The sequence below is a fragment of the Pontibacterium sp. genome, assembly GCF_964228735.1.
GTDB lineage: Bacteria > Pseudomonadota > Gammaproteobacteria > Pseudomonadales > Balneatricaceae > Pontibacterium.
The window spans coordinates 1-19694 of record NZ_CAXRBQ010000008.1 but is presented as its reverse complement, the minus strand read 5'-3'; the positions used below and the strand labels follow the sequence as shown (position 1 = coordinate 19694).

Annotated in this window: 15 protein-coding genes; 9 read left to right on the top strand and 6 right to left on the bottom strand. The window is 53.7% G+C overall.

Annotated elements, in window-relative coordinates:
• The first annotated feature begins 3 nt into the window (after nt 1-3).
• Complete coding sequence (locus tag ACEQ15_RS00890) at nt 4-1599, top strand: ABC transporter ATP-binding protein (RefSeq protein WP_370277080.1); 1596 nt, start codon at nt 4-6, stop codon at nt 1597-1599.
• Between the two features lie 62 nt (nt 1600-1661).
• On the opposite strand, the gene ACEQ15_RS00885 is transcribed toward ACEQ15_RS00890, so the two are convergent.
• Nucleotides 1662-2483, bottom strand: coding sequence for a formylglycine-generating enzyme family protein (locus tag ACEQ15_RS00885; protein ID WP_370277079.1), 822 nt, complete (start codon nt 2481-2483; stop codon nt 1662-1664).
• Nucleotides 2484-2981: 498 nt separating this feature from the next.
• Here ACEQ15_RS00885 and ACEQ15_RS00880 point away from each other — a divergent pair, with 498 nt between their 5' ends.
• From ACEQ15_RS00880 to ACEQ15_RS00870, 3 genes are all read left to right on the top strand, one after another.
• Nucleotides 2982-3986, top strand: coding sequence for a TRAP transporter substrate-binding protein (locus tag ACEQ15_RS00880; RefSeq protein ID WP_370277078.1), 1005 nt, complete (start codon nt 2982-2984; stop codon nt 3984-3986).
• A 308-nt stretch (nt 3987-4294) separates the two neighbouring features.
• Entirely contained in the window at nt 4295-5710 is a 1416-nt protein-coding gene (locus ACEQ15_RS00875) for a DUF4856 domain-containing protein (RefSeq protein ID WP_370277077.1), read from the top strand.
• A 151-nt stretch (nt 5711-5861) separates the two neighbouring features.
• Entirely contained in the window at nt 5862-6827 is a 966-nt protein-coding gene (locus tag ACEQ15_RS00870; protein ID WP_370277076.1) for a sterol desaturase family protein, read from the top strand.
• Nucleotides 6828-6981: 154 nt separating this feature from the next.
• On the opposite strand, the gene ACEQ15_RS00865 is transcribed toward ACEQ15_RS00870, so the two are convergent.
• From ACEQ15_RS00865 to ACEQ15_RS00855, 3 genes are all read right to left on the bottom strand, one after another.
• On the bottom strand, nt 6982-8085 hold the full coding sequence (locus tag ACEQ15_RS00865; protein ID WP_370277075.1) for a phosphoribosylaminoimidazolesuccinocarboxamide synthase: 1104 nt from the start codon (nt 8083-8085) through the stop codon (nt 6982-6984).
• A gap of 213 nt (nt 8086-8298) precedes the next feature.
• On the bottom strand, nt 8299-8769 hold the full coding sequence (locus ACEQ15_RS00860) for a group 1 truncated hemoglobin (RefSeq protein ID WP_370277074.1): 471 nt from the start codon (nt 8767-8769) through the stop codon (nt 8299-8301).
• Between the two features lie 153 nt (nt 8770-8922).
• Nucleotides 8923-9525, bottom strand: a complete 603-nt coding sequence (locus ACEQ15_RS00855; protein ID WP_370277073.1) for an NADPH-dependent FMN reductase — start codon at nt 9523-9525, stop codon at nt 8923-8925.
• Nucleotides 9526-9652: 127 nt separating this feature from the next.
• Here ACEQ15_RS00855 and ACEQ15_RS00850 point away from each other — a divergent pair, with 127 nt between their 5' ends.
• The 4 genes from ACEQ15_RS00850 (at nt 9653) to ACEQ15_RS00835 (ending at nt 14548) form a co-directional block, all read left to right on the top strand.
• On the top strand, nt 9653-10144 hold the full coding sequence (locus tag ACEQ15_RS00850) for an MOSC domain-containing protein (protein WP_370277072.1): 492 nt from the start codon (nt 9653-9655) through the stop codon (nt 10142-10144).
• Nucleotides 10145-10298: 154 nt separating this feature from the next.
• Nucleotides 10299-12347 (top strand): elongation factor G, encoded by a 2049-nt coding sequence (gene fusA / locus ACEQ15_RS00845; RefSeq protein ID WP_370277071.1) that lies wholly within the window; start codon nt 10299-10301, stop codon nt 12345-12347.
• Between the two features lie 130 nt (nt 12348-12477).
• Complete coding sequence (locus ACEQ15_RS00840; RefSeq protein ID WP_370277070.1) at nt 12478-13710, top strand: hypothetical protein; 1233 nt, start codon at nt 12478-12480, stop codon at nt 13708-13710.
• Between the two features lie 256 nt (nt 13711-13966).
• Entirely contained in the window at nt 13967-14548 is a 582-nt protein-coding gene (locus ACEQ15_RS00835; protein WP_370277069.1) for a hypothetical protein, read from the top strand.
• Here the strand turns inward: ACEQ15_RS00835 and ACEQ15_RS00830 are convergent.
• Both ACEQ15_RS00830 and ACEQ15_RS00825 read right to left on the bottom strand, forming a co-directional pair.
• Nucleotides 14545-15273 carry an ABC transporter permease gene (locus tag ACEQ15_RS00830; protein WP_370277067.1) on the bottom strand — a complete coding sequence of 243 codons (729 nt, stop codon included), beginning with the start codon at nt 15271-15273 and terminating at the stop codon, nt 14545-14547. The two genes, ACEQ15_RS00835 and ACEQ15_RS00830, sit on opposite strands and share 4 nt — an antisense overlap.
• 164 nt (nt 15274-15437) lie before the next feature.
• Complete coding sequence (locus ACEQ15_RS00825) at nt 15438-16856, bottom strand: FAD-binding oxidoreductase (protein ID WP_370277065.1); 1419 nt, start codon at nt 16854-16856, stop codon at nt 15438-15440.
• Nucleotides 16857-17357: 501 nt separating this feature from the next.
• On the opposite strand from ACEQ15_RS00825, the gene ACEQ15_RS00820 reads away from it, so the two are divergent.
• Nucleotides 17358-19532 carry an esterase-like activity of phytase family protein gene (locus ACEQ15_RS00820; RefSeq protein WP_370277064.1) on the top strand — a complete coding sequence of 725 codons (2175 nt, stop codon included), beginning with the start codon at nt 17358-17360 and terminating at the stop codon, nt 19530-19532.
• Nucleotides 19533-19694 lie beyond the last annotated feature (162 nt).

The window sequence follows — 19694 nt, the reverse complement described above, 5'->3', positions numbered from 1 at the left end:
ACCATGAGCGAGAAACTGATCAGCGTAAAAAACCTGTCGGTGAACTTCGGCCAGAATGGTGCCGAAGTGGAAGCGGTCAAGGGCGTGAGTTTTGACATTCCCAAGGGCAAAACCATGGCCCTGGTGGGTGAATCAGGTTCAGGTAAATCCGTCAGCGCGCTCTCGATCCTGCGTTTGCTGCCTTATCCCAAGGCCAGCCACCCGAGCGGCGAAATCCATTACGACGGCCAGGACCTCATGCAGCTGGATGAGAGTGCCATGCGTCATCTGCGTGGCAACCGCATTGGTATCATCTTCCAGGAACCGATGACCTCCCTAAACCCACTGCATACCGTAGAGAAACAGATTGGCGAGGTCTTGCTGCTACACACCACCAACGGCGGCAAGCAGGTACGGGAGCGTATTATCGAGCTGTTGGATCTAGTGGGTATCCCTAACCCGGAGAGCCGCCTCAGCGCTTATCCCCATGAGCTGTCCGGCGGACAACGCCAGCGTGTCATGATCGCTATGGCACTGGCAAACGATCCTGAGCTGCTGATCGCCGACGAGCCGACCACTGCATTAGATGTCACCATCCAGGAGCAGATCCTGCAGCTGTTACAAGAGCTGCAGCAAAAGCTGGGGATGGCCATCCTGCTGATCACCCACGACCTGAATATCGTAAAACGTTACGCCCACGAAGTGTGTGTGATGTATCGCGGCGAACTGGTGGAAACCAACGATTGCCAAGCTCTGTTCGCCGCACCGAAACATGACTACACCCGTGCACTGCTGGCGGCTGAGCCAAGCGGCGAACCAGCGCCCCTGCCTGCCCAACCCGAAGTGTTGATCAGCACCGACAAACTCAAGGTCTGGTTCCCGATTAAGAAGGGTTTCTTCAAACGTACCGTTGACCATGTCAAAGCGGTAAATGAGATCTCAATCGAGGTCAAACAGGGCGAAACCCTCGGAATCGTAGGTGAATCCGGTTCAGGTAAAACCACTCTGGGTCTCGCCCTACTACGGCTTATTGGTTGTGAAGGCGGAATCCATTTTGACGGCATCAATATCGCCGGGATGAACCAGAAACAGGTCAAACCGCTGCGACGCCGTATGCAGGTGGTCTTCCAGGACCCATTCGGCAGCCTGAGCCCGCGCATGTCGGTTTCTGAGTGTATTGCTGAAGGATTGGGAGTGCACGATATCGGCGACAAGGAAGCGCGTGATCAGATGATCATCGACGTGATGCGGGAGGTTGGACTCGATCCGGATACCCGTCATCGCTATCCTCACGAGTTCTCCGGCGGTCAACGCCAGCGTATCTGTATCGCCCGCGCCCTGATCCTGAAGCCGGAGCTGATCATTCTCGACGAGCCAACGTCAGCACTGGACCGTACCGTGCAGAAACAGATCGTCGAACTGCTGCGCGAACTGCAAGCCAAGCATAACCTCAGCTACATCTTTATCAGCCACGACCTGGCGGTGGTTAAAGCCTTAAGTCATAAACTGCTGGTGATGCAGCACGGTGATGTGATGGAAAGTGGCGACGCAGCCGAGATATTTGCCAAACCAAAACACGAGTACACCCGCACCCTGCTGGACGCAGCGTTCCAGGCGTAAGCAAGAACCCATGCAAGAAGGGGCTATCTGATAGCCCCTCTACTCAACGACTTCCTCGCGGTCTACATATCGTAAGCGCAGCGGAAACCGATAGAACCGTAGATGGAACGCCCGCTCACCGGCGGCTTCACGTTGCGGAATGAGCTGCGCAGGTTTGGCCGGTTCTCATCCCAGGAGCCACCTCTCACCACACGTTGACGCCCACTTTCAGGTCCTTTCAGATCACCACCTGCATAGCGACTGATACCGTTGCGGTCGTACCAGTTCATGGTCCACTCACCGGCGTTACCATGCATATCGTAGAGACCATATGCATTGGCTTTGTGACTGCCCCTTGGCCAGGTGCGGTCCTCGCCACAGCCATCCGGTTCGTTGGGAACTGAACCCATGGTCACCCCGTCGTCCAGGATGGCATGCTTACAGGTTGCCTGCTCGCCCCAAGGATAGCGGGAGCGGGTTTCGGCTCGAGCCGCCTTCTCCCACTCGGCCTCATAGGGAAGACGCCCGCCCTTCCATTGACAGTAATCCAGCGCCTGCTGCCAATCGACACAGTTTGCCGGATGCTGGTCACGCCCGGTCGCACCAATGTTGCAGTACTTGTTGCGCTGGTGATCTTTTGGCCGCTCACACTTTCCGGTATCGATACAGAGGTTGTACTCCGCCACGGATACCTCGTGGGTATCGATTTTGAATTCGGGCACATGCACTTCGGCACCACCCTGAGCACCTTCGTCCCGCTCACAATCTGCATCATTGAGCGAACAGCCCATATTGAAGGCACCCGCCGGTATCACGACCTGGTCTCCATCAGCATGAGCTAACGCCCCCATTCCCAAAAGCAACGCCCCCAACGAGACGCCAACCAGCTTATTGTATGTGTCCATTGTTGCTTCCCAATTAGTCTTATTATTGTGCCCGATAGAACCACTCGGTACTTTTTGAACCGGTACTCCTTATCTTAGTTCACACAAATACCCGACCCATTCCACGAAATTCCTGTTTGATACCCTTTAACAAAAATCTCCCCATAAATCCCCTTATAAAAACTAAGAAACGCCTGTATATCAGGCCTGCACTAGCATTGGGCCAGGCACTACCTGACGCCCTAAAAAGGTTCAAGCAGGACTGCGACCAAAGCGACAAAACTACGCATAAGCCTCTAATTATCAAGGATATTTCACCAATTTAGAGCACAAGCATCTGGTCCTATTGGGCCAGCCAAACTGGCCCTAAAAATCCATCCCAACAGCAGTGAGTATGTAAATCGTCGACCGGTAAGAAACGGGCGTGAGTGACCGGGCCACGGCAACAACAAAAATAAAAAGGCGTTTGATCTTATGGACGGACATAAGACAAATAAGGCCAACGAACGGGAGTTCAAAATGACTAACAGCTCGAAATTTAAATCGGTTCTTTCTCTGACTGCAGGCTTGATGTTCTCAGCAAGCGCGATGGCTGCAAACTGGAACATCGCTGTAGGCGACGGTGGTGGCAGTGCCCAGGAAGCCCTGGGTCTGAAATTCATCGAAGCACTGGAAGAAAAAACCGGTGGCAAACACTCCGCAAAACTGTTCCTGAACGGCCAGCTCGGTTCCGAGCAGGACACCGTAAACGACGCAGCACTGGGTACTCTGGATTTCTCCATCCTGGCAAGTAACAACCTGGCACCATTCTCCCCAACGCTGGGTATCCTTTCTCTGCCTTACATCTTCGAAAACCTGGACCAGGCACAGAAAACTGTTGAAGGTCCTGTAGGTGAAGAGCTCATTCAAAACACTGTACGTGACTCTGGTGTACGTATCCTGGGCTGGACCTACTCCGGTTTCCGTGTCCTGAGTAACTCTAAGAAGCCAATTCAGAAACTGGCTGACCTGGACGGTGTCGTGGTTCGTGTTCCTAAGAACGAAATCATGATCGACACTTACAAGTCCTGGGGCAACAACCCAACGCCAATGGCTTGGTCCGAAACCTTCACCGCTCTGCAGCAGGGTGTTGTAGACGGTCAGGACACTCCATACACCACTATCTACGCAATGAAGTTCGGTGAAGTTCAGAAGTACATCACCGACCTGCACTACCTGTTCCTGCTGGAGCCGCTGATCATCTCTGAATCCCTGTTCCAGGATCAGGATGCAGCAACCCAGAAAGCGATTCTGGAAGCAGGTAACGAAGCGACCGCTTACAGCCTGCAGTGGCTGAAAGACCAGGAAGCATCCATCAAGAAAGAACTGGTAAGCAAATACGGCATGCAGATCGACACTCTGCAGGACGAAGCTGAGTGGGCTAAACGTGCTCAGGAAGCTGTATGGCCTAAGTTCTACGAGTCTGTAGGTGGCAAAGGCAAAGTAAACGAACTGCTGCGCTCCCTGGGCCGCGACGAAGTTTAATCTGAACTCCACTTGAGTCCTCTCAAACATGCACCTTCCGGGGTGCATGTTTTTTTGTGTCTGGCGCCTGCCAGCCTTCCCTTCAGCCCCCCCCTTCGCTCTCACTCCCCCTTACAACCCCAAAAACTTATAAATATTGATCCAAGACAATGAAACAAACATGCGGATTGTTCTCATTAGGCAAATGGGAAATATTCTCAGTAGCATTCTCAAAAAACTTATGATAGCTTAACCGTCAAATTTTGTAGGGCCGCCTGCACTAGGGGTTGCAGGTGGCACCAGTCCACATTCAAGTAGGGTTGTAAAACGTGAAACTGAAAAAAATCGTATCTGCGGTAGCGCTGGCTTCTCTGGCGACTTTTGGTATGACTGCACAGGCAGCGGACAAGGTTTACGCTGACTTTCCGGTAACTGTTAAGAACTACAAAGGCAACGCTGAGCACTCTGTGGCTTACACGGGTCAGATTGCACGCCACATCCTGAACGACTCCCTGAAAAAACTGGCAGCTAAAGGTAACGGCGAAGCAAACGCTGAACTGAAAGCTCAGATGCTGGCCTACTTCGAAGGCAAAGAAGCGGGTCGCGATATCATCGCTCCTACTTCCAAAGGCAAGTTTGTTGTTGCTGAAAGCAAAGTAGATGACCTGTCCAAAGGCAAAAACCTGGCAGGTAAAGCGTACAAAGGCGCTGTAACCTCCTGGCCTGGCAACATGACCGGTGCTGAAGTACTGGCATTCATGATCGACAAAGCGTCTGCCGCAGACAAAGGCTACGACAAAGTAAACGGCATGGACTACCCACAGCTGATCACCAAGTTCGCTATGGGTGCTGTTTTCTACAACCAGGCAATCGACAACTACCTGGATGAGAAACTGGAAGCCGACACTAAGCCAAACAACAAAGCGTACAAAGACGGCAAGCCATACACCGGTAAAGAACACGTATGGGATGAAGCATTCGGTTACTTCGGTACCCCAGCGCACACTCTGTCTCTGAGCGCGAAAGATGCTTACAGCATTGCTAAACGCAAAGACGAAGCGCTGGCTCTGGCTGATGCCGACAAAGACGGCAAAGTAAGCCTGTACGATGAGATGGTATTCTCCCACGCATACTACGCAGCAGCGGCAGATAAGAGCGGTAAAACCAACTACCTGCACACTATCACTGAAGCATTCATCGACGGCCGTCAGCTGATCGCTGATGCAAACGGCGAGAAACTGACCGATGAACAGCGTGCGAAACTGAAAGGTTACGCTGCAGTTATCGCAGAGAACTGGGAAAAAGTAATCGCTGAAGCGGTATTCAAATACGCTGGCTCTACCTACAAAGACATCCAGCAGCTGAACGATGCTCTGGATAACAAAGGTGATGTCAGCAAAGTAATGCGTACATACGCTAAGCACTGGGGTGAGCTGAAAGGTTTCGCAATGGCTCTGCAGGTTAGCGGTAAAGATCTGGGCGCAACTGGCGTGCAGTTGAACCGTCTGATCGGCTTCAGCCCTGTGATGCTGGGTAACACTCAGGTAACCGGCATCGACGCTAACGGCGACTACGTACAGAGCAACACTATCTCCCTGGATGAGTACGCGCTGAACATGTTGAAAGTCCAGAAGCTGATGGCAGACACTTTCGATGTCCAGTCTCGCGGTAACGATGCCCTGGCTAGCATCGACGACCTGGTTAAGAAGCTGGGCGAACAGGCTGCTGAAGCTGAAAACGACTAAGACGACCTGATACAGCACCTGCTCCGGTGGGTGCCTGTCATGGATGAAACCAGCTATACCAGGATCTGTCCTTTGGTATAGCTGGTTTTTCTGTTTTTAGAGCAGACAAAAATCAATCTGCACCCAAGCGCTTTCTGATACTATCCCGCCGATGGACACACTACTGACAGAATACGTTACCGACCTCTATACCAGCATCTATGAGACCGTGCTCAATCCCCGCAAACGGGTTTTCTACGGCTATGTGCTGCTGGCACTGCTGATCGGTGCGGTGTGGCTTAAATGGCGCTCAAACCGGTCTCTGGTGCAGATAACCAACGACCTGCTCTCACCGCGCATCTGGTGGTCGGAATCTGCAAAAGCCGACTACAAGGTCCTGCTGATTAACAAAGCGATCCTACTCGCAGTCGTGCCGTTGTTGATCACCAAAATTGCGCTGGCCACCCTGATCTTCCAGCAGCTCTACGCCGTTATCGGTTTTCCACCGGCGCCGGGCAGCCTTCTGCCTGACTGGGCGGTCCCGATCTGTTTTACCTTGTTTCTTTTCCTGCTGGATGACTTTGCCCGCTACTTCCTGCATATGCTGATGCACCGCTGGCCCGTCCTCTGGGCATTTCACAAGGTGCACCACAGCGCACGCACCATGACACCATTTACCGTGCTGCGTACCCATCCGGTGGAAGGTCTGCTGTTTACCCTGCGTAGCATTCTGGTGCAGGCGATCAGCATCGGCACTTTCCTCTATCTGTTCGGCGACCGGGTAGACCTAGTTACCGTGCTGGGGGTAAACGTGGCGGTCTTTTTCTTTAACATTACTGGCTCCAACCTGCGCCACTCCCATGTACCGATCTTCTACTGGAAATGGCTGGAGCGCATCCTGATCTCACCGGCACAACACCAGATCCACCACTCCACCCTGCCCCGCCATTTTGACAAGAACTTTGGCGCCATACTGGCGATCTGGGACTGGATTGGCGGCAGCCTGCATCTGTCCGAACCGGATACCAAGCTGGAATTTGGCGTTTCAAAAAAGGTAGAGCCGAATGAGCAGAGCTTAAAAACACTTTATCTGCAGCCGTTCAAAGAATCATGGCGTTCGATAATTCGCAGGACATAATTCTCCTGTTAGGCATCGCTGCGCGATGACTAACCTACAACGTATCTATCCGTAGGTTGGCCATCGCAAAGCGATGCCCAACACACTCCCACAAACAGGCACAAAAAAAGCGCCGGATTCTCTCGAATCGGGCGCTTTTTCTTAACGATATGTTTTATGCTATCAGACCGTACTGGTCGCGCAGGATCTCGATAATCTCAGCTTTCGGATTATCAGACTGCGGCAGCTTTTCACCGATGATCTTCTCAGCGATACCCACGTAGGTATCGGATACTTTCTGGATCAGTGCAGCAGGCAGCTCGTTGTCACGTGCCAGTGCGTAACGCTCTTCCATGCGGTCTTTGTTGACCAAAATGTCGGAATCCGGGAAGAAGTTCAGCAGTTCCTGACGGAAGACCTCTTTCGAGTTCTCGACTACTTTGCCTTCACGGTAAGAAGGACCGTCCCAGATGCGGGAGGAGTCAGGCGTACCCACTTCGTCCATGTAGATCAGCTTTTCGTTTCCTTCGGCATCTGTCACGTAACCGAACTCAAACTTGGTATCCACGAATACCTGATCGATCTTCTCCAGCTCTGCACTGATAACGTCAAAGCCCTCTTTCAGCAGCTTCTCGTACAGTGCGATGTCGTCTGGAGATTTGAAGCGGAACGCTTCGTGGTTGTTGATGATGTCATCACGGGTGATGTTCACATCATCAACTTCCGGTACACCCGGTACACCTTTCAGAATACCCTTGGTGGACGGCGTGATCAGCAGTTCAGGCAGCTTCTGATCCTTTTGCAGATCATCCGCAATTTCGATACCACAGAAAGAACGCTCGCCTTTAGCATACGCGCGCCACATGGACCCTGTGATGTACTGACGGCAGATCGCTTCGATCATCACAGGCTGAGCTTTCTGTACGATCCATACCAGCGGGTGCGGGATGTCCAGAATGTGGCTATCGGCCAGGCCCTGCTCGCGAAACAGTTTGAACCAGTGGTTAGAGATCGCATTCAGCGCCGCACCTTTGCCCGGAACGCCCTGCATGCCGCCTTCGCCGGTCCAGATGCACTCAAACGCTGAGATACGGTCGCTGATCACCATCACGGCCAGCTCGGTATCTGCGTGAACGTTGTAGCCTTTCTCTTTGATCAGGCGACGGCTGTCCTCTTTTGTCAGCCAGTAAACGGAACGCACTTTTCCACTGTGTACCGGCAGATCGGTACGGATTGGCAGATCGTTATTTACTGCCAGTACTTTATCGGCAAGGCTCATGTTCAAACTGTCCTGTGTTCTGTGGATCAGGAAGACCGCCCATTTCACTCACGGACAGTCTGGAAATTCGAGACGCGCGATTTTATCAGATGGCAGAAACGCTGACACGTTTTTTACATGCCCGCGCACCGTGCAACCATTGAGGATAGATCTGAAACGCCAAGTGATTGTGGCCACTGCCCGCCCCTGTCGACACAAGCAGTGGCGTGTTTATCATTGCCCCGCAAAGACGATATCGGCTTTTGTAGTGGAAACAATATTCAGCAGTTCGTCCTGCTCTTTCTGCGGTACGTTAAATTTAGCCAGAGACTTTTTGAACTCCGCCACCATCACATCCCATTCAGCAGCCGAGATATTCAGGTGGGCGTGGGCATCCTTCATGTTACGGCCGGTGTATCTTTCCGGACCGCCGGTTACCTCACAGACCATAAGGGTCACCATAAACTTGAGCCCCGCTTTGGGCACCCTGTCACGTGACGCCTTTACTGCCGGATTAGCATTGAGTTCATCGTTCACCAGCAGGCGTTCGATAAAGTCATCAACAACGGTAGCAATGGCGTAAGAGCCGCCTAAACGTTCGTACAAAGAGGGTTGGGAGAGACTGTCAGCGTGGGATACCGGCACCCATAACATGAGTGCGAATGCCAGCATCAGAGAGGTAGTTGTGGTTTGGTAGTTGTGCATAACATCTGCCCCTATTGTCGACCTGTAACAGCGCAGTCAGTTGATATGCGTGAATTGTCTGAATCCCCGTGGATTCAACCTGACCGACAGCGTGCGGGGCATCAGACAGACGCTATCGATTACTGAAAGTATAGGCCGGGAGTATTGCCTTCCCTAGTGGTCGGAGGTACGTACGATCTCTTCCAAGCCTATTCCCGGGCAGATATGGTCGTTGATATAGTCGATCAGGTTGGTTGCCACATGGCGTATGCGCTTATCGATCATCTCATCGATACAGTTACCCTGCTCGTCAAACACCCGCTGAACACCTGCCACGGACACCGGTGCAGGCAATACAATAGCTCCCACATGGGAGCAGACACCACGCAGCTGTTCCAGTGATTTGATTGCACCAATCGCACCGGCAGCCACACCCAACAACGCCACCGGCTTACCGGCTAATACGGATGGAAAGCCCAAGTTCTCAATCGCCAGTTTGGTCAGGGCACTGAATGAGCCGTGGTATTCCGGCGTTGCGAAGATCACACCGGTTGCAGAAGAGACCGTATCGCGAAAATGCTTCAGCGTTGCCAGATCACCCTCCTTGCCTGGCAGTGGCAACTCCAGCGCCTGCATATCGATCACTTCTAACTCCACATCGCCGTACCTGGATATCTCATCCGCGACCAGGGCGACGGCTTTGTCGGTGAAATTTCCGTCCCGTACACTCCCCGGAATAATCACGATCCGGATTCGACCACCTGTTGCAGTTGTCATGATCGATCACCTCTTTTGCTGATTAGCGTTATGGGTACTCCAAAGCATAGTCGATCCGCACCATCGGGCTATTCGGGACCTAACATGATGTACTAGCATGGAGTCATCGCTGTTGAGGACAAATGCAATGAACACCCAAGGTCGACTGATCGCCCGATTTACCGAAAACCTGCCCGCCGGCACGCTGGAGTGGATCGGCTTGCGCCCTGCCCGGAAAGAACCGGTGCAGACCGTTGACCAGGTCATGGCGCTGGAAGGACTGGGGCTGGAAGGTGACCGCCGTTGTCAGGGCACACCGGGTTCGGGCCGTCAGGTAACGCTGATCTGCCAGGAACACCTGCCGGTCATTGCCCGGTTTCTGGGCAGATCCGAGGTTCCTGTCGAGCTGTTGCGCCGAAACCTGCTGGTATCCGGTATTAACCTCTACGCCCTGCGCCACCAGCCGTTCCGTATTGGTGAAGCGGAGTTTATTACCACCGCCCACTGCCATCCTTGCTCCCGTATGGAAACCGCACTCGGCGAAGGAGCCGTGGCGGCGATGTTGGGTTACGGCGGTTTCTGTGCACGTATCACCAAGTCGGGGCTGATTCGGGTGGGCGATAAGATCGAGAAACTCTGATCTGGCTCTTCACCCATTTCTCTCCAATACTACAAGGGAGATCATCCCAGATTTTCCGTCTGCGCTACCGGCCCAAGTGCAGCTTCAGGATGAAACTGCGTACCCTCCGTCACTGGCAGACGCTCTAATCTGAACGGCTTAATGGAGGTTTCCCATGCCCAGATTCAGCACAGAGAACATCCGCAACGTGGCGATTGTCGGCCACGCCGGAAGCGGTAAAACCACACTGATCGAAAGTCTGCTTTACCACTCCGGCGCCATCAACGTCCCCGGCAACATCGAATGCGGTACCACTCTCTCCGACTACACCCCTCAAGAAAAAGCCCTGCAACACAGTATCGACGTCAGCCTCTGCAGCTTCGACCACGACAACCACCACGTTAACCTGCTCGACACCCCCGGATACCCGGAACTGATGGGGCGCACCCTGAGTATTCTGCCTGCCGCAGACAGTGTCGCCATTGTGGTCAACGCTCACACCGGCATCGAACAGGTCACCCAATTGATGGTTGAAAAGAGCAAGGAGGCCGAACGCCCCTGCATGATCATCGTTAATAAAACCGACGGGCCTGCCGTGCAGTGCGCCGACCTGCTAAGCGAGATGCAGGAACGTTTTGGTGATGAATGTCTACCGCTGAACCTGCCTGCGGCCGACGGCCAGTCTGTTGTTGACTGCTTCTTCCAGCACGGCGATGCCGCGACCGCCTTCTCCGATGTTCAGGAGGTACACGACACCATCGTGGATCAGGTAGTCGAGATGGACGAAGAGCTGATGCAGCTGTACCTGGAACAGGGGGAAGAACTCTCGCCTGAGCAGCTGCATGAACCGTTTGAGCAAGCCCTGCGCGAAGGTCATCTGATTCCGGTGTGTTTCGTATCCGCCCAATCCGGCGCAGGTGTTCCGCAACTGCTTGAGGTACTCACCCAGCTGATGCCCAACCCGATGGAAACCAATCCACCGCAGTTTTTAAAGGGTGAGGGCCCTGACGCTGAACCAGTCAGGGTCGAACCGGATCCAGATGCCCATGTGGTTGCCCACGTGTTTAAGGTTTCTGTGGACCCGTATATGGGCCGTATCGGTCTGTTCCGTATCTATCAGGGCACGGTAAAAACCGGCAGCCAACTGTTTATCGGTGACAGCCGCAAGCCGTTCAAGGTAAGCCACCTGATCAAGCTGCAAGGCAAAGAGCACACCGAGATAAGCTCTGCCACACCGGGTGATCTGTGCGCCATTGCCAAGATCGACGAACTGGAGTTTGATGCGGTGCTGCACGACAACCACGAAGAGGATGACTATCACCTGCGCATGGTTGAACGCCCACTGCCGATGTGTGGACTGGCCATCAGCACCACCCGCCGCGGTGACGAGCAGAAACTTTCGGATGCCCTGCACAAACTGGCCTCCGAAGACCCGGGCATCCTGATTGAGCACCGGGCGTCGCAGAACGAAACCGTGCTCTACGGTTCTGGCGAGTTGCACCTGAAGATCATCCTCGAGCGGATGCAGGAGCAATATAACCTGCAGGTCGATACCCACCCGCCCAGCATCGCCTATCGTGAGACCATCACCACACCGGCCGAAGGCCATTGTCGGCATAAAAAACAGACCGGGGGGGCAGGCCAATTCGGCGAAGTGTTCCTTCGTATCACCCCATTGGAGCGCGGTGCTGGCTTCCGCTTTGTGAACAAAGTGGTAGGTGGCTCCATCCCCAGCCAGTTCATCCCGGCTGTTGAAAAGGGTATCCATCAGGTGCTGGATAGCGGCGCCCTGGCGGGTTTCCCACTACAGGACATCGAAGTGACCGTCTATGACGGTAAACATCACTCGGTCGATTCCAAAGAGATCGCGTTTGTCGCGGCCGGTAAGAAGGCGTTTCTGGATGCGATTGAGCAAGCTCACCCGATCCTGTTGGAGCCAATCGTAGATGTCAGCATTATCACCCCTAGCGACAACGTGGGTGATATTACCGGTGACATCTCCTCCAAACGGGGCATGATCAGCGGCACAACCGTTCGCCCCCAGCAGGAAGTTGAGATCAGCGCCCAACTGCCACTGGCCGAGATGGATGGCTATCAATCCCGACTCAAAGCCCTGACCGGCGGCGAGGGCCAGTTCAGTATGGTATTCAGCCACTACGCCCCTCTGCCACAGCGCCAGCAAGATGAACTGGTGGCATCCCACCAGCCTTCTCACGACAACTAATTAGCGATGTACACCTGTCACTCATATGAGTGGCAGGTGCCTCCCACGCCCTGCAAGAAAAAATGCTATCTGACTAAATTTCCACCAGCAGTGGCCGATAGCCTAAGGACGAGTTTCAGGGAGCATAAGGATGATCATTGCCAACAGCAATTTGAGCTTTAGCACTAGCCATGCCAAAGAACAGACACATAGGGAACATGAAAGCCTGGTCGTACAACGTTTTTTGCCCGACGGCACAGCCCATTCACAGGCCGTCGACGTCGGCGAAAAAACCAGCTTGTCCGAAGAAGCTGTCAAGCTAGCCAAAGACCTCGGCAACATCCGGCTCCGGACCGCTGAAGCGGATTCCAACGTCAACCAGAACAGCTTCAACGGCCAAATCCTGCAGCAACCACTCAGTGCACTTAGGCAGGCGGGGTCGGTGGCTGATCTCTCCGGCACAGCGTTGGCCGATATGATTACCCTCAACCCACCAACTACGTCTGCGGAAGTAACCCAATACCACACGGCGATCAGTTCACGCCTTTCGCTGATGAGTGCCATCCTCGTCAGCCTGACCGGCAAACCGATGGAGCTGTTTGACGGCCGGTCACTCAACGACAGCGTGAACAACGCCAAACAGGTACAGGTAGGCGCCGTTCAGAACCTGAGTTTCGATATCAATTTCGAAAACTTTCAGGACAACGTCTCTGATCAACCTATGGGCATGCGCTACGAACACGTCACCAGTTACAGCGAATTCGAGCGCACCACCTTCAGCGCAAGTGGAGAGATCCAAACTGCAGACGGACAAAGCCTGCAGATTGACCTGATGATGGAGATGCAACACAGCTACAGTACCTACGACTCAACCGTACTGACCGCTGGCGTTCAACTGACCGACCCCCTGATCATCAATTTTGATGCCCCCGCAGCCCACCTCACCGATGAGAAGTACGGCTTTGATATCAACAGCGACGGCAGCAACGAACAGATCAGCTTTGCCGGACAAGGCAGCGGGTTCCTGATGCTGGATAAGAACGGTGACGGTCGTGCAAACAACGGCAACGAGTTGTTCGGCACCCAAAGCGGTGACGGCTTTGCTGATCTGTCGGCCTACGACGAGGATGGCAACGGCTTTATCGATGAAGGTGACAGCGCCTATACCGAACTGAAAATCTGGGTAAAAACCGCCAGCGGCAGCAACCAGTACTTCTCTCTTGCAGATAAAGGCATTGGTGCCATCTACCTGGGTGCGGTACATACGCCGTTTGAGATCAAAAATGAGCAGAACGACCTGCAGGGCGTGGTGCGCGGCTCCAGTTTCTTCCTGAGGGAAGACGGCAGCAGCGGCACCGTGCAACAGGTCGATCTGGTGATTTAACCGTTCAACCCCTGCCCGGCCGGTATCATGGATGACTTCGGCCGGGCACCCTTTCCAATCCTTTTTACCTCATTCTGCACTGCACCATACAGTTACATTTCAGTCCACCTGAGGCACACCTTAGTGCATGGTCATGGGCGTACCCGCCCATTGCTTTGCAGTAAGCTCTTTTATAACAAGGCATTAAAGAAGTTCCTGCTACTGGCCTGATAATTGCTCAACCATCTCCAAAGCTAAAGGTCAGCGAGGCAGATCAATGGACATGAAAGTGGGCGTACGTAGAGACTCCCCGCTCTACGAGCTTTGGAAAACGTTGTTCTACAACTGTGAGACGGGCAACACAGGTACGCTGTTTATCGCCACGGATCAGAACCGGTCCGGGCAGATTGTGCTACACAAAGGGCGCTTGATTGGGGCCGCGTACAATGGGGAATACAACCTGTCGGCTCTGATGGCATTGTCCTATCTGCAGGATGCCCGCTTCTCCTATTCACCTGATCTGATCTTTCCGGTACCGGAAACCCTGCTACCGGAGGAGTCCGCATTGCTGCTTGAGCAGCTGGGATTTCAGGATTATCTGAATGAACCGGTGAGCACGCCAGAACCGCTTGCGCCCCCCACAGACATTCCCCGTGCACAACATCCGGATACCTCTCCATCAACGCTCGATGCGACTCAATCAGCAGAACATACCGAGGACGTCTCTGATACCGCTCAGACCATCACCTGTATCTACCGCGGCCAAAAAGTCGTTAAATCTGTTGCACCGACAATACAGGCAGCAAGCAAATCCAAAAGCAGCGTGAAGATCTATCGCGGCCAGGTGGTTCAGGATTAACGGGATTTCTTGGCGGAATTGGTGATACGGGCATGGATCTCGATCCGTCCCAACTGCCACAGCATCAGCGCAGCGCCCATTCCGCTGGCCCCCAACGCCATGGTCATTATCATGATCTGGTAACGCACGGCGATCAGCGGCGAAACACCGGACAGGATCTGACCGGTCATCATGCCCGGCAGGGCAACCAGCCCTACCGCCAGTAAACTGTTTATCTGCGGGATCATCGCTGCATGGAACGCGGCCAAACGTGCGGCTTTCTCCTCTTTTCCTTCAAGCAGTTCAGAATGGTAGCGCTCTGCGGCAAGGCTGATCGCATTCATGCTGTTGGCAAAAAACATACCTGCCAGAGGAATCATCACGCTGGGTTCATACCAGGTCTCAACCCCCAGCACGAGTTTCAGGGCAATCGCCAGATGAAACCCCACAGCGAGTAGGAGCGCGGTAAACGCCGGACGTAAGAAGCCAGGTTGCTGCCTGACCGGTCTGATCGCAATCCAGGACGCAGCGCTGATCATAACGGTCAGCACCAGCCCGGTGATCCAAGGGGACAGTTCGGCAAACAACACCACCAACACGTACCCCACCGCAACCAACTGCAACGCCATACGGGCACTGGATAACAATACTTCAGAAGGCTTTCCATTCCAGTGATAGTAGATTGTGCTGATCAACACCACGGGGATCAGACACCAACAAAGGGACAACCAGGAGATAGAGTGCATAGAGAGAATTCGGAAGTATCTGGCCAATAAAATGGAGGTCGATTATTACACGCCACCACAATCATTTTGTTACAAACACGTAACAATCCACGGTACCACACCGCTCCTGTGAAACGGACCGGGCCTGGCTTTTCAGCAGGCCCGGCCACGCGTGAAGGGATTACTTAGCCCGGCATGATGTTTTGATTGATACGGAAAAAGTTGTCGGGATCGTAGGTTGATTTCACCTGGGTTAACTTCGCATAGTTTGGCCCGTAAGCGCCGTCGACACGCTCCTCATCTTCGCTGATAAAGTTTACGTATACGCCGCCAGTGGCATATGCCTTGGTTGCATCAAAGAATTCCCGTGCCCAGCCAATACACTCCCGGTCGTCAGCATGTTCATCCCAGCGGGTATGGACATTCATGACATATTCCACATCCCGATGCGGATACGCGGTTGCATCCGAGGCAACACGGTTGATGGCACCGCCGAGTTGCGCCACAAAGATCTCAGACTGCGGACTTGGCAGTCGGCCACCGTATTCCACCAGTGTGTCGATCAGACCATCACTCAATGCGGCAAAGTTATGGGACTTCCAGTAGTTACGGCTGCCCAGTGTCAGCAGCGGATCAAACGCCTGCTGGAATCCAACATACGGATGAGGAGCAAAGCCATCCGCAATTAGCTGACCAAGTTCCCGGATCGGTGCAATCGCCTGTTCACCCTCTTCCATCGGCCCGTTGTAGAGCGCAACGATGATCACAGCAGGCTGGCCATGGTACTGAGGTTCCAGGAACGGCAACGGTGGTGCATCGCGGATGACCGCCCAGGTAGTAAGCTGTTCAGGACTGCTGGCACAGAATTCCCGGTATGCCTGTAATAACGAACGGGCCTGATCAAAAGGAAAAACCGCAGGTCCAGCCATCACCATGGGACCGACCGGATGAGCCTTGAATTCGAAGGATGTAACGATCCCGAAGTTACCGCCACCTCCACGTATCGCCCAGAACAGGTCTGAATGATTTTGCGCATCACATCGCAAGCGCTCTCCTTGCGCGGTAACCACTTCTGCCGAAACCAGATTGTCGACCGAAAGCCCAAGCGAGCGGCTTAACCAGCCAAAGCCCCCTCCAAGTGTTAAACCACCTACGCCCGTCGTTGAGTTGATGCCGACAGGCACGGCCAAACCAAAGCGCTGTGCTTCGTGATCCAGATCCCCAAGCGTCGCCCCCGGCCCCGCCACGGCGCGACGTCGATCAGGGTCTACATGCACATAGTTGATGCTGCTCAGATCGATCAGCATCGCTTCATCACAAAGTGATTTCCCGGCGATGTTGTGGCCTGCCCCTCTCACCGATACCAGCAGATTCAGCTGACGGGCAAAAGAAACCGCCTGCATCACATCGGCCGTACCGGTACAACGCACAATCAGCGCCGGTTTACGGTCAATCATTGCATTCCAGATTTGACGGGTATCTTCATAGCGCGCGTCATCAAGGCCAATAACGTCACCACGCAAAGAGCTGTTTAACTCCTCCAGTGTTTCGCTGCTCAAGCGGACCAACTCTCCGCTGAGGGAACGAACGTGTAGTTCTTTCATATGAACCTCCTTCAGCCTCAGCAAATAATCATCAGCCGAAAGGAAAGCAGTTGGAATGGATACTGCCGTGTACAGCATCATGCCACCAGCAAACAGGTCTCCCTGTTACCTGGGTTCGGGAAGGTCTGGTGGCATCACTCCATCTACATCGGTTCACCGACACGCGCGGTGGCACAACGCAGTTTAATTCTAGTTTAGAGCAATTCTGATCGCCGGATTCACCCAGTTAATAATGTACGTATGCGATACTCATCATCCGCTTTGGATGAGCATCATGGGCTTTGGCAATTTCCATCAGCGAATTGTCACCATAAGGGAAAAAATAAAAACCACATTCATCAGCCGTGTGTTAAAAGCGGGTTAACTTACGTAAATACATATCTTATAAACGGTTATTGATATTTTGGTTTCTGCAACGTTGAGGTAACAGCGGCGTCATCTGGTGGCATTAGCGTTAAGGCCCCCTTCAACCACACCTATGGAAATTACGGAGTTAAAACGATGCTAAATCGTACATTCCGCCGCAGTGCTTTGGCTGTGATGGTCGCAGCTGTAGCGACCGGTGCCCAGGCAGAGTCATTCAACCGAATTGCAAGCTTCTCCACTGTAAAAAACCTGCCCGCTGGCAGCGATATCCGTGAAGAAACCTCCGCTGAGATCATCGATGTTTCTGAAGACGGCAAAACCCTGGTTTACTCTGACAGCCCACTGGAAGGCCTGGGCATCATTGATATCAGTGATGCCGATGAGCCGGAAGCAGCAGGTTTCATGAAGCTGGAAGGCGAGCCGACCTCGGTCGCTTTTACAAACGAGTACGTACTGGCAGGCGTGAACACCTCCGTAAGCTACACCCAACCAAGCGGCTTCCTGGCAGCAATCGACCTGGACGACAAAAAGATCGAAAAACGCTGTGACCTGGGTGGTCAGCCGGACTCCGTTGCCGTGTCCAAAGACGGCAAGTACGTTGCCGTGGCGATCGAAAACGAACGTGACGAAGACCTGAACGACGGCATACTGCCACAGCTGCCAGCGGGCTTCCTGGTGATTGCGCCTCTGGAAGACGGCAAACCTGATTGCAGCGACATGCGCCGTGTAGAGCTGACCGGCCTGGCGGAGATCGGCGGCAGCGACCCTGAGCCGGAGTTCGTGGACTTCAACGAAAACAACGAGATTGTTGTCACCCTGCAGGAAAACAACCACCTGGTAATCGTTGATGCTAAATCCGGCAAGGTGGTCAACCACTTCTCCGCCGGTAGCGTTGACCTGAAGATGGTTGACCTGAAAAAAGACCGTGCCCTGACCTTCAACAAAACCCAGGAAAACCGCCTGCGCGAACCCGATGCAGTCAAATGGCTGGATAACGATCGTTTTGTCACCGCCAACGAAGGCGACATGGATGGTGGCGCACGTGGTTTCACCATCTTCCACAAGGATGGTCGCGTATTGTTCGAATCCGGTGCGGGCTTCGAGCATGAAGTGATCATGGCAGGCCACTACCCGGAAAAACGCTCCGGCAAAAAGGGTAACGAACCGGAAGGCCTGGCGGTTGGTAAATTCGGTAAAGACACCTACATCTTCGTGCTGTCAGAGCGCGGTGGCGCCATCGGCGTATACCGTGACACTGGTGCCGCACCAGAGTTCATGCAGCTACTGCCATCCGGCATCGGCCCTGAATCTGCGGTAGCGATCCCATCCCGCAACCTGCTAATCAGCGCCAACGAAAAAGACCTGATTGAAGACAAAGGTCCGCGTTCACACGTCATGGTTTACGAGCTGAACGGCAAAGAAGCAACCTATCCACAGATCGTATCCGGCCGCAACGCCGCCGGCGAACCGATCGGCTGGGGTGCACTGTCCGGCCTGACTGCAGACGCCAAAGATGCGGGCAAGCTGTACGCTGTAAACGACAGCTTCTACTCCAGCCAGCCGACCATCTTCTCGATCGATGCAACCCAGACACCTGCAAAGATCACCAGCGCCCTGCCAGTCACCCGTGATGGCAAGCCTGCAGAGAAACTGGATCTGGAAGGTATCGCTTTGGACGGCAACGGCGGTTTCTGGTTGGCCTCTGAAGTTAAACCCAAGAAGACAGTCCCACACGCGATCTACCACGTAAACGCAAAGGGTGAGATCGACCGCACCCTGAACTTCCCGGAAGCCCTGCTGAAACACGAAAAACGTTTCGGTGCTGAAGGTATCACCATGGTTGGCGACAACCTGTGGATCGCTATTCAGCGTCAGTGGGCGGACGACCCGGAGAACACTGTGAAGCTGGTGTCCTACAACCTGAAGACCAACACCTGGGGCGCTGTCCGTTACCCAACCGAAGCAGCTACAAAAGGCTGGGTTGGCCTGTCCGAGATCACTGCGCATGAAGATGACATCTACATCATCGAACGCGACAACCAGATCGGCGAAGATGCGAAGATCAAGCGCCTGTACAAGGTGGAGCAGAGCGATCTGAAGCCCGCTCCGCTGGGTAGCAAACTGCCGCTGGTGAAAAAAGAGCTGGTACGCGACTTCATCCCGGACCTGAAAGCAGCCAATGGTTACGTAACCGACAAGATCGAAGGTTTCACCGTTGATGCTTCCGGTAAGGGTTACGCCGTAACCGACAACGACGGTGTTGACGACAGCTCCGGCGAAACGTTCTTCTTCTCCATCGGCAAGATGTAAAAACTCTGCCAATAAAAAATGGCCGGGTTATCCCGGCCATTTTTTTGATCGTTTCACGCCCCTTCCTACAATCAGCGTTTCAGTATTTCCGCTATTTCAGACGACGGCTGAGCATCGACATACCGCACGTTACCAACATAAAAATCCCTAGAAGCGGTACTT

Bases quoted from the DNA above. Each gene is read 5' to 3' on its own strand.
- ACEQ15_RS00870 (WP_370277076.1), top strand. From the start codon at position 5,862: ATGGACACACTACTGACAGAATACGTTACCGACCTCTATACCAGCATC.
- ACEQ15_RS00830 (WP_370277067.1), bottom strand. From the start codon at position 15,273: ATGCACTCTATCTCCTGGTTGTCCCTTTGTTGGTGTCTGATCCCCGTG.
- ACEQ15_RS00860 (WP_370277074.1), bottom strand. From the start codon at position 8,769: ATGCACAACTACCAAACCACAACTACCTCTCTGATGCTGGCATTCGCA.
- ACEQ15_RS00820 (WP_370277064.1), top strand. From the start codon at position 17,358: ATGCTAAATCGTACATTCCGCCGCAGTGCTTTGGCTGTGATGGTCGCA.
- ACEQ15_RS00885 (WP_370277079.1), bottom strand. From the start codon at position 2,483: ATGGACACATACAATAAGCTGGTTGGCGTCTCGTTGGGGGCGTTGCTT.
- fusA (WP_370277071.1), top strand. From the start codon at position 10,299: ATGCCCAGATTCAGCACAGAGAACATCCGCAACGTGGCGATTGTCGGC.
- ACEQ15_RS00855 (WP_370277073.1), bottom strand. From the start codon at position 9,525: ATGACAACTGCAACAGGTGGTCGAATCCGGATCGTGATTATTCCGGGG.
- ACEQ15_RS00880 (WP_370277078.1), top strand. From the start codon at position 2,982: ATGACTAACAGCTCGAAATTTAAATCGGTTCTTTCTCTGACTGCAGGC.
- ACEQ15_RS00840 (WP_370277070.1), top strand. From the start codon at position 12,478: ATGATCATTGCCAACAGCAATTTGAGCTTTAGCACTAGCCATGCCAAA.
- ACEQ15_RS00825 (WP_370277065.1), bottom strand. From the start codon at position 16,856: ATGAAAGAACTACACGTTCGTTCCCTCAGCGGAGAGTTGGTCCGCTTG.
- ACEQ15_RS00890 (WP_370277080.1), top strand. From the start codon at position 4: ATGAGCGAGAAACTGATCAGCGTAAAAAACCTGTCGGTGAACTTCGGC.
- ACEQ15_RS00835 (WP_370277069.1), top strand. From the start codon at position 13,967: ATGGACATGAAAGTGGGCGTACGTAGAGACTCCCCGCTCTACGAGCTT.
- ACEQ15_RS00865 (WP_370277075.1), bottom strand. From the start codon at position 8,085: ATGAGCCTTGCCGATAAAGTACTGGCAGTAAATAACGATCTGCCAATC.
- ACEQ15_RS00850 (WP_370277072.1), top strand. From the start codon at position 9,653: ATGAACACCCAAGGTCGACTGATCGCCCGATTTACCGAAAACCTGCCC.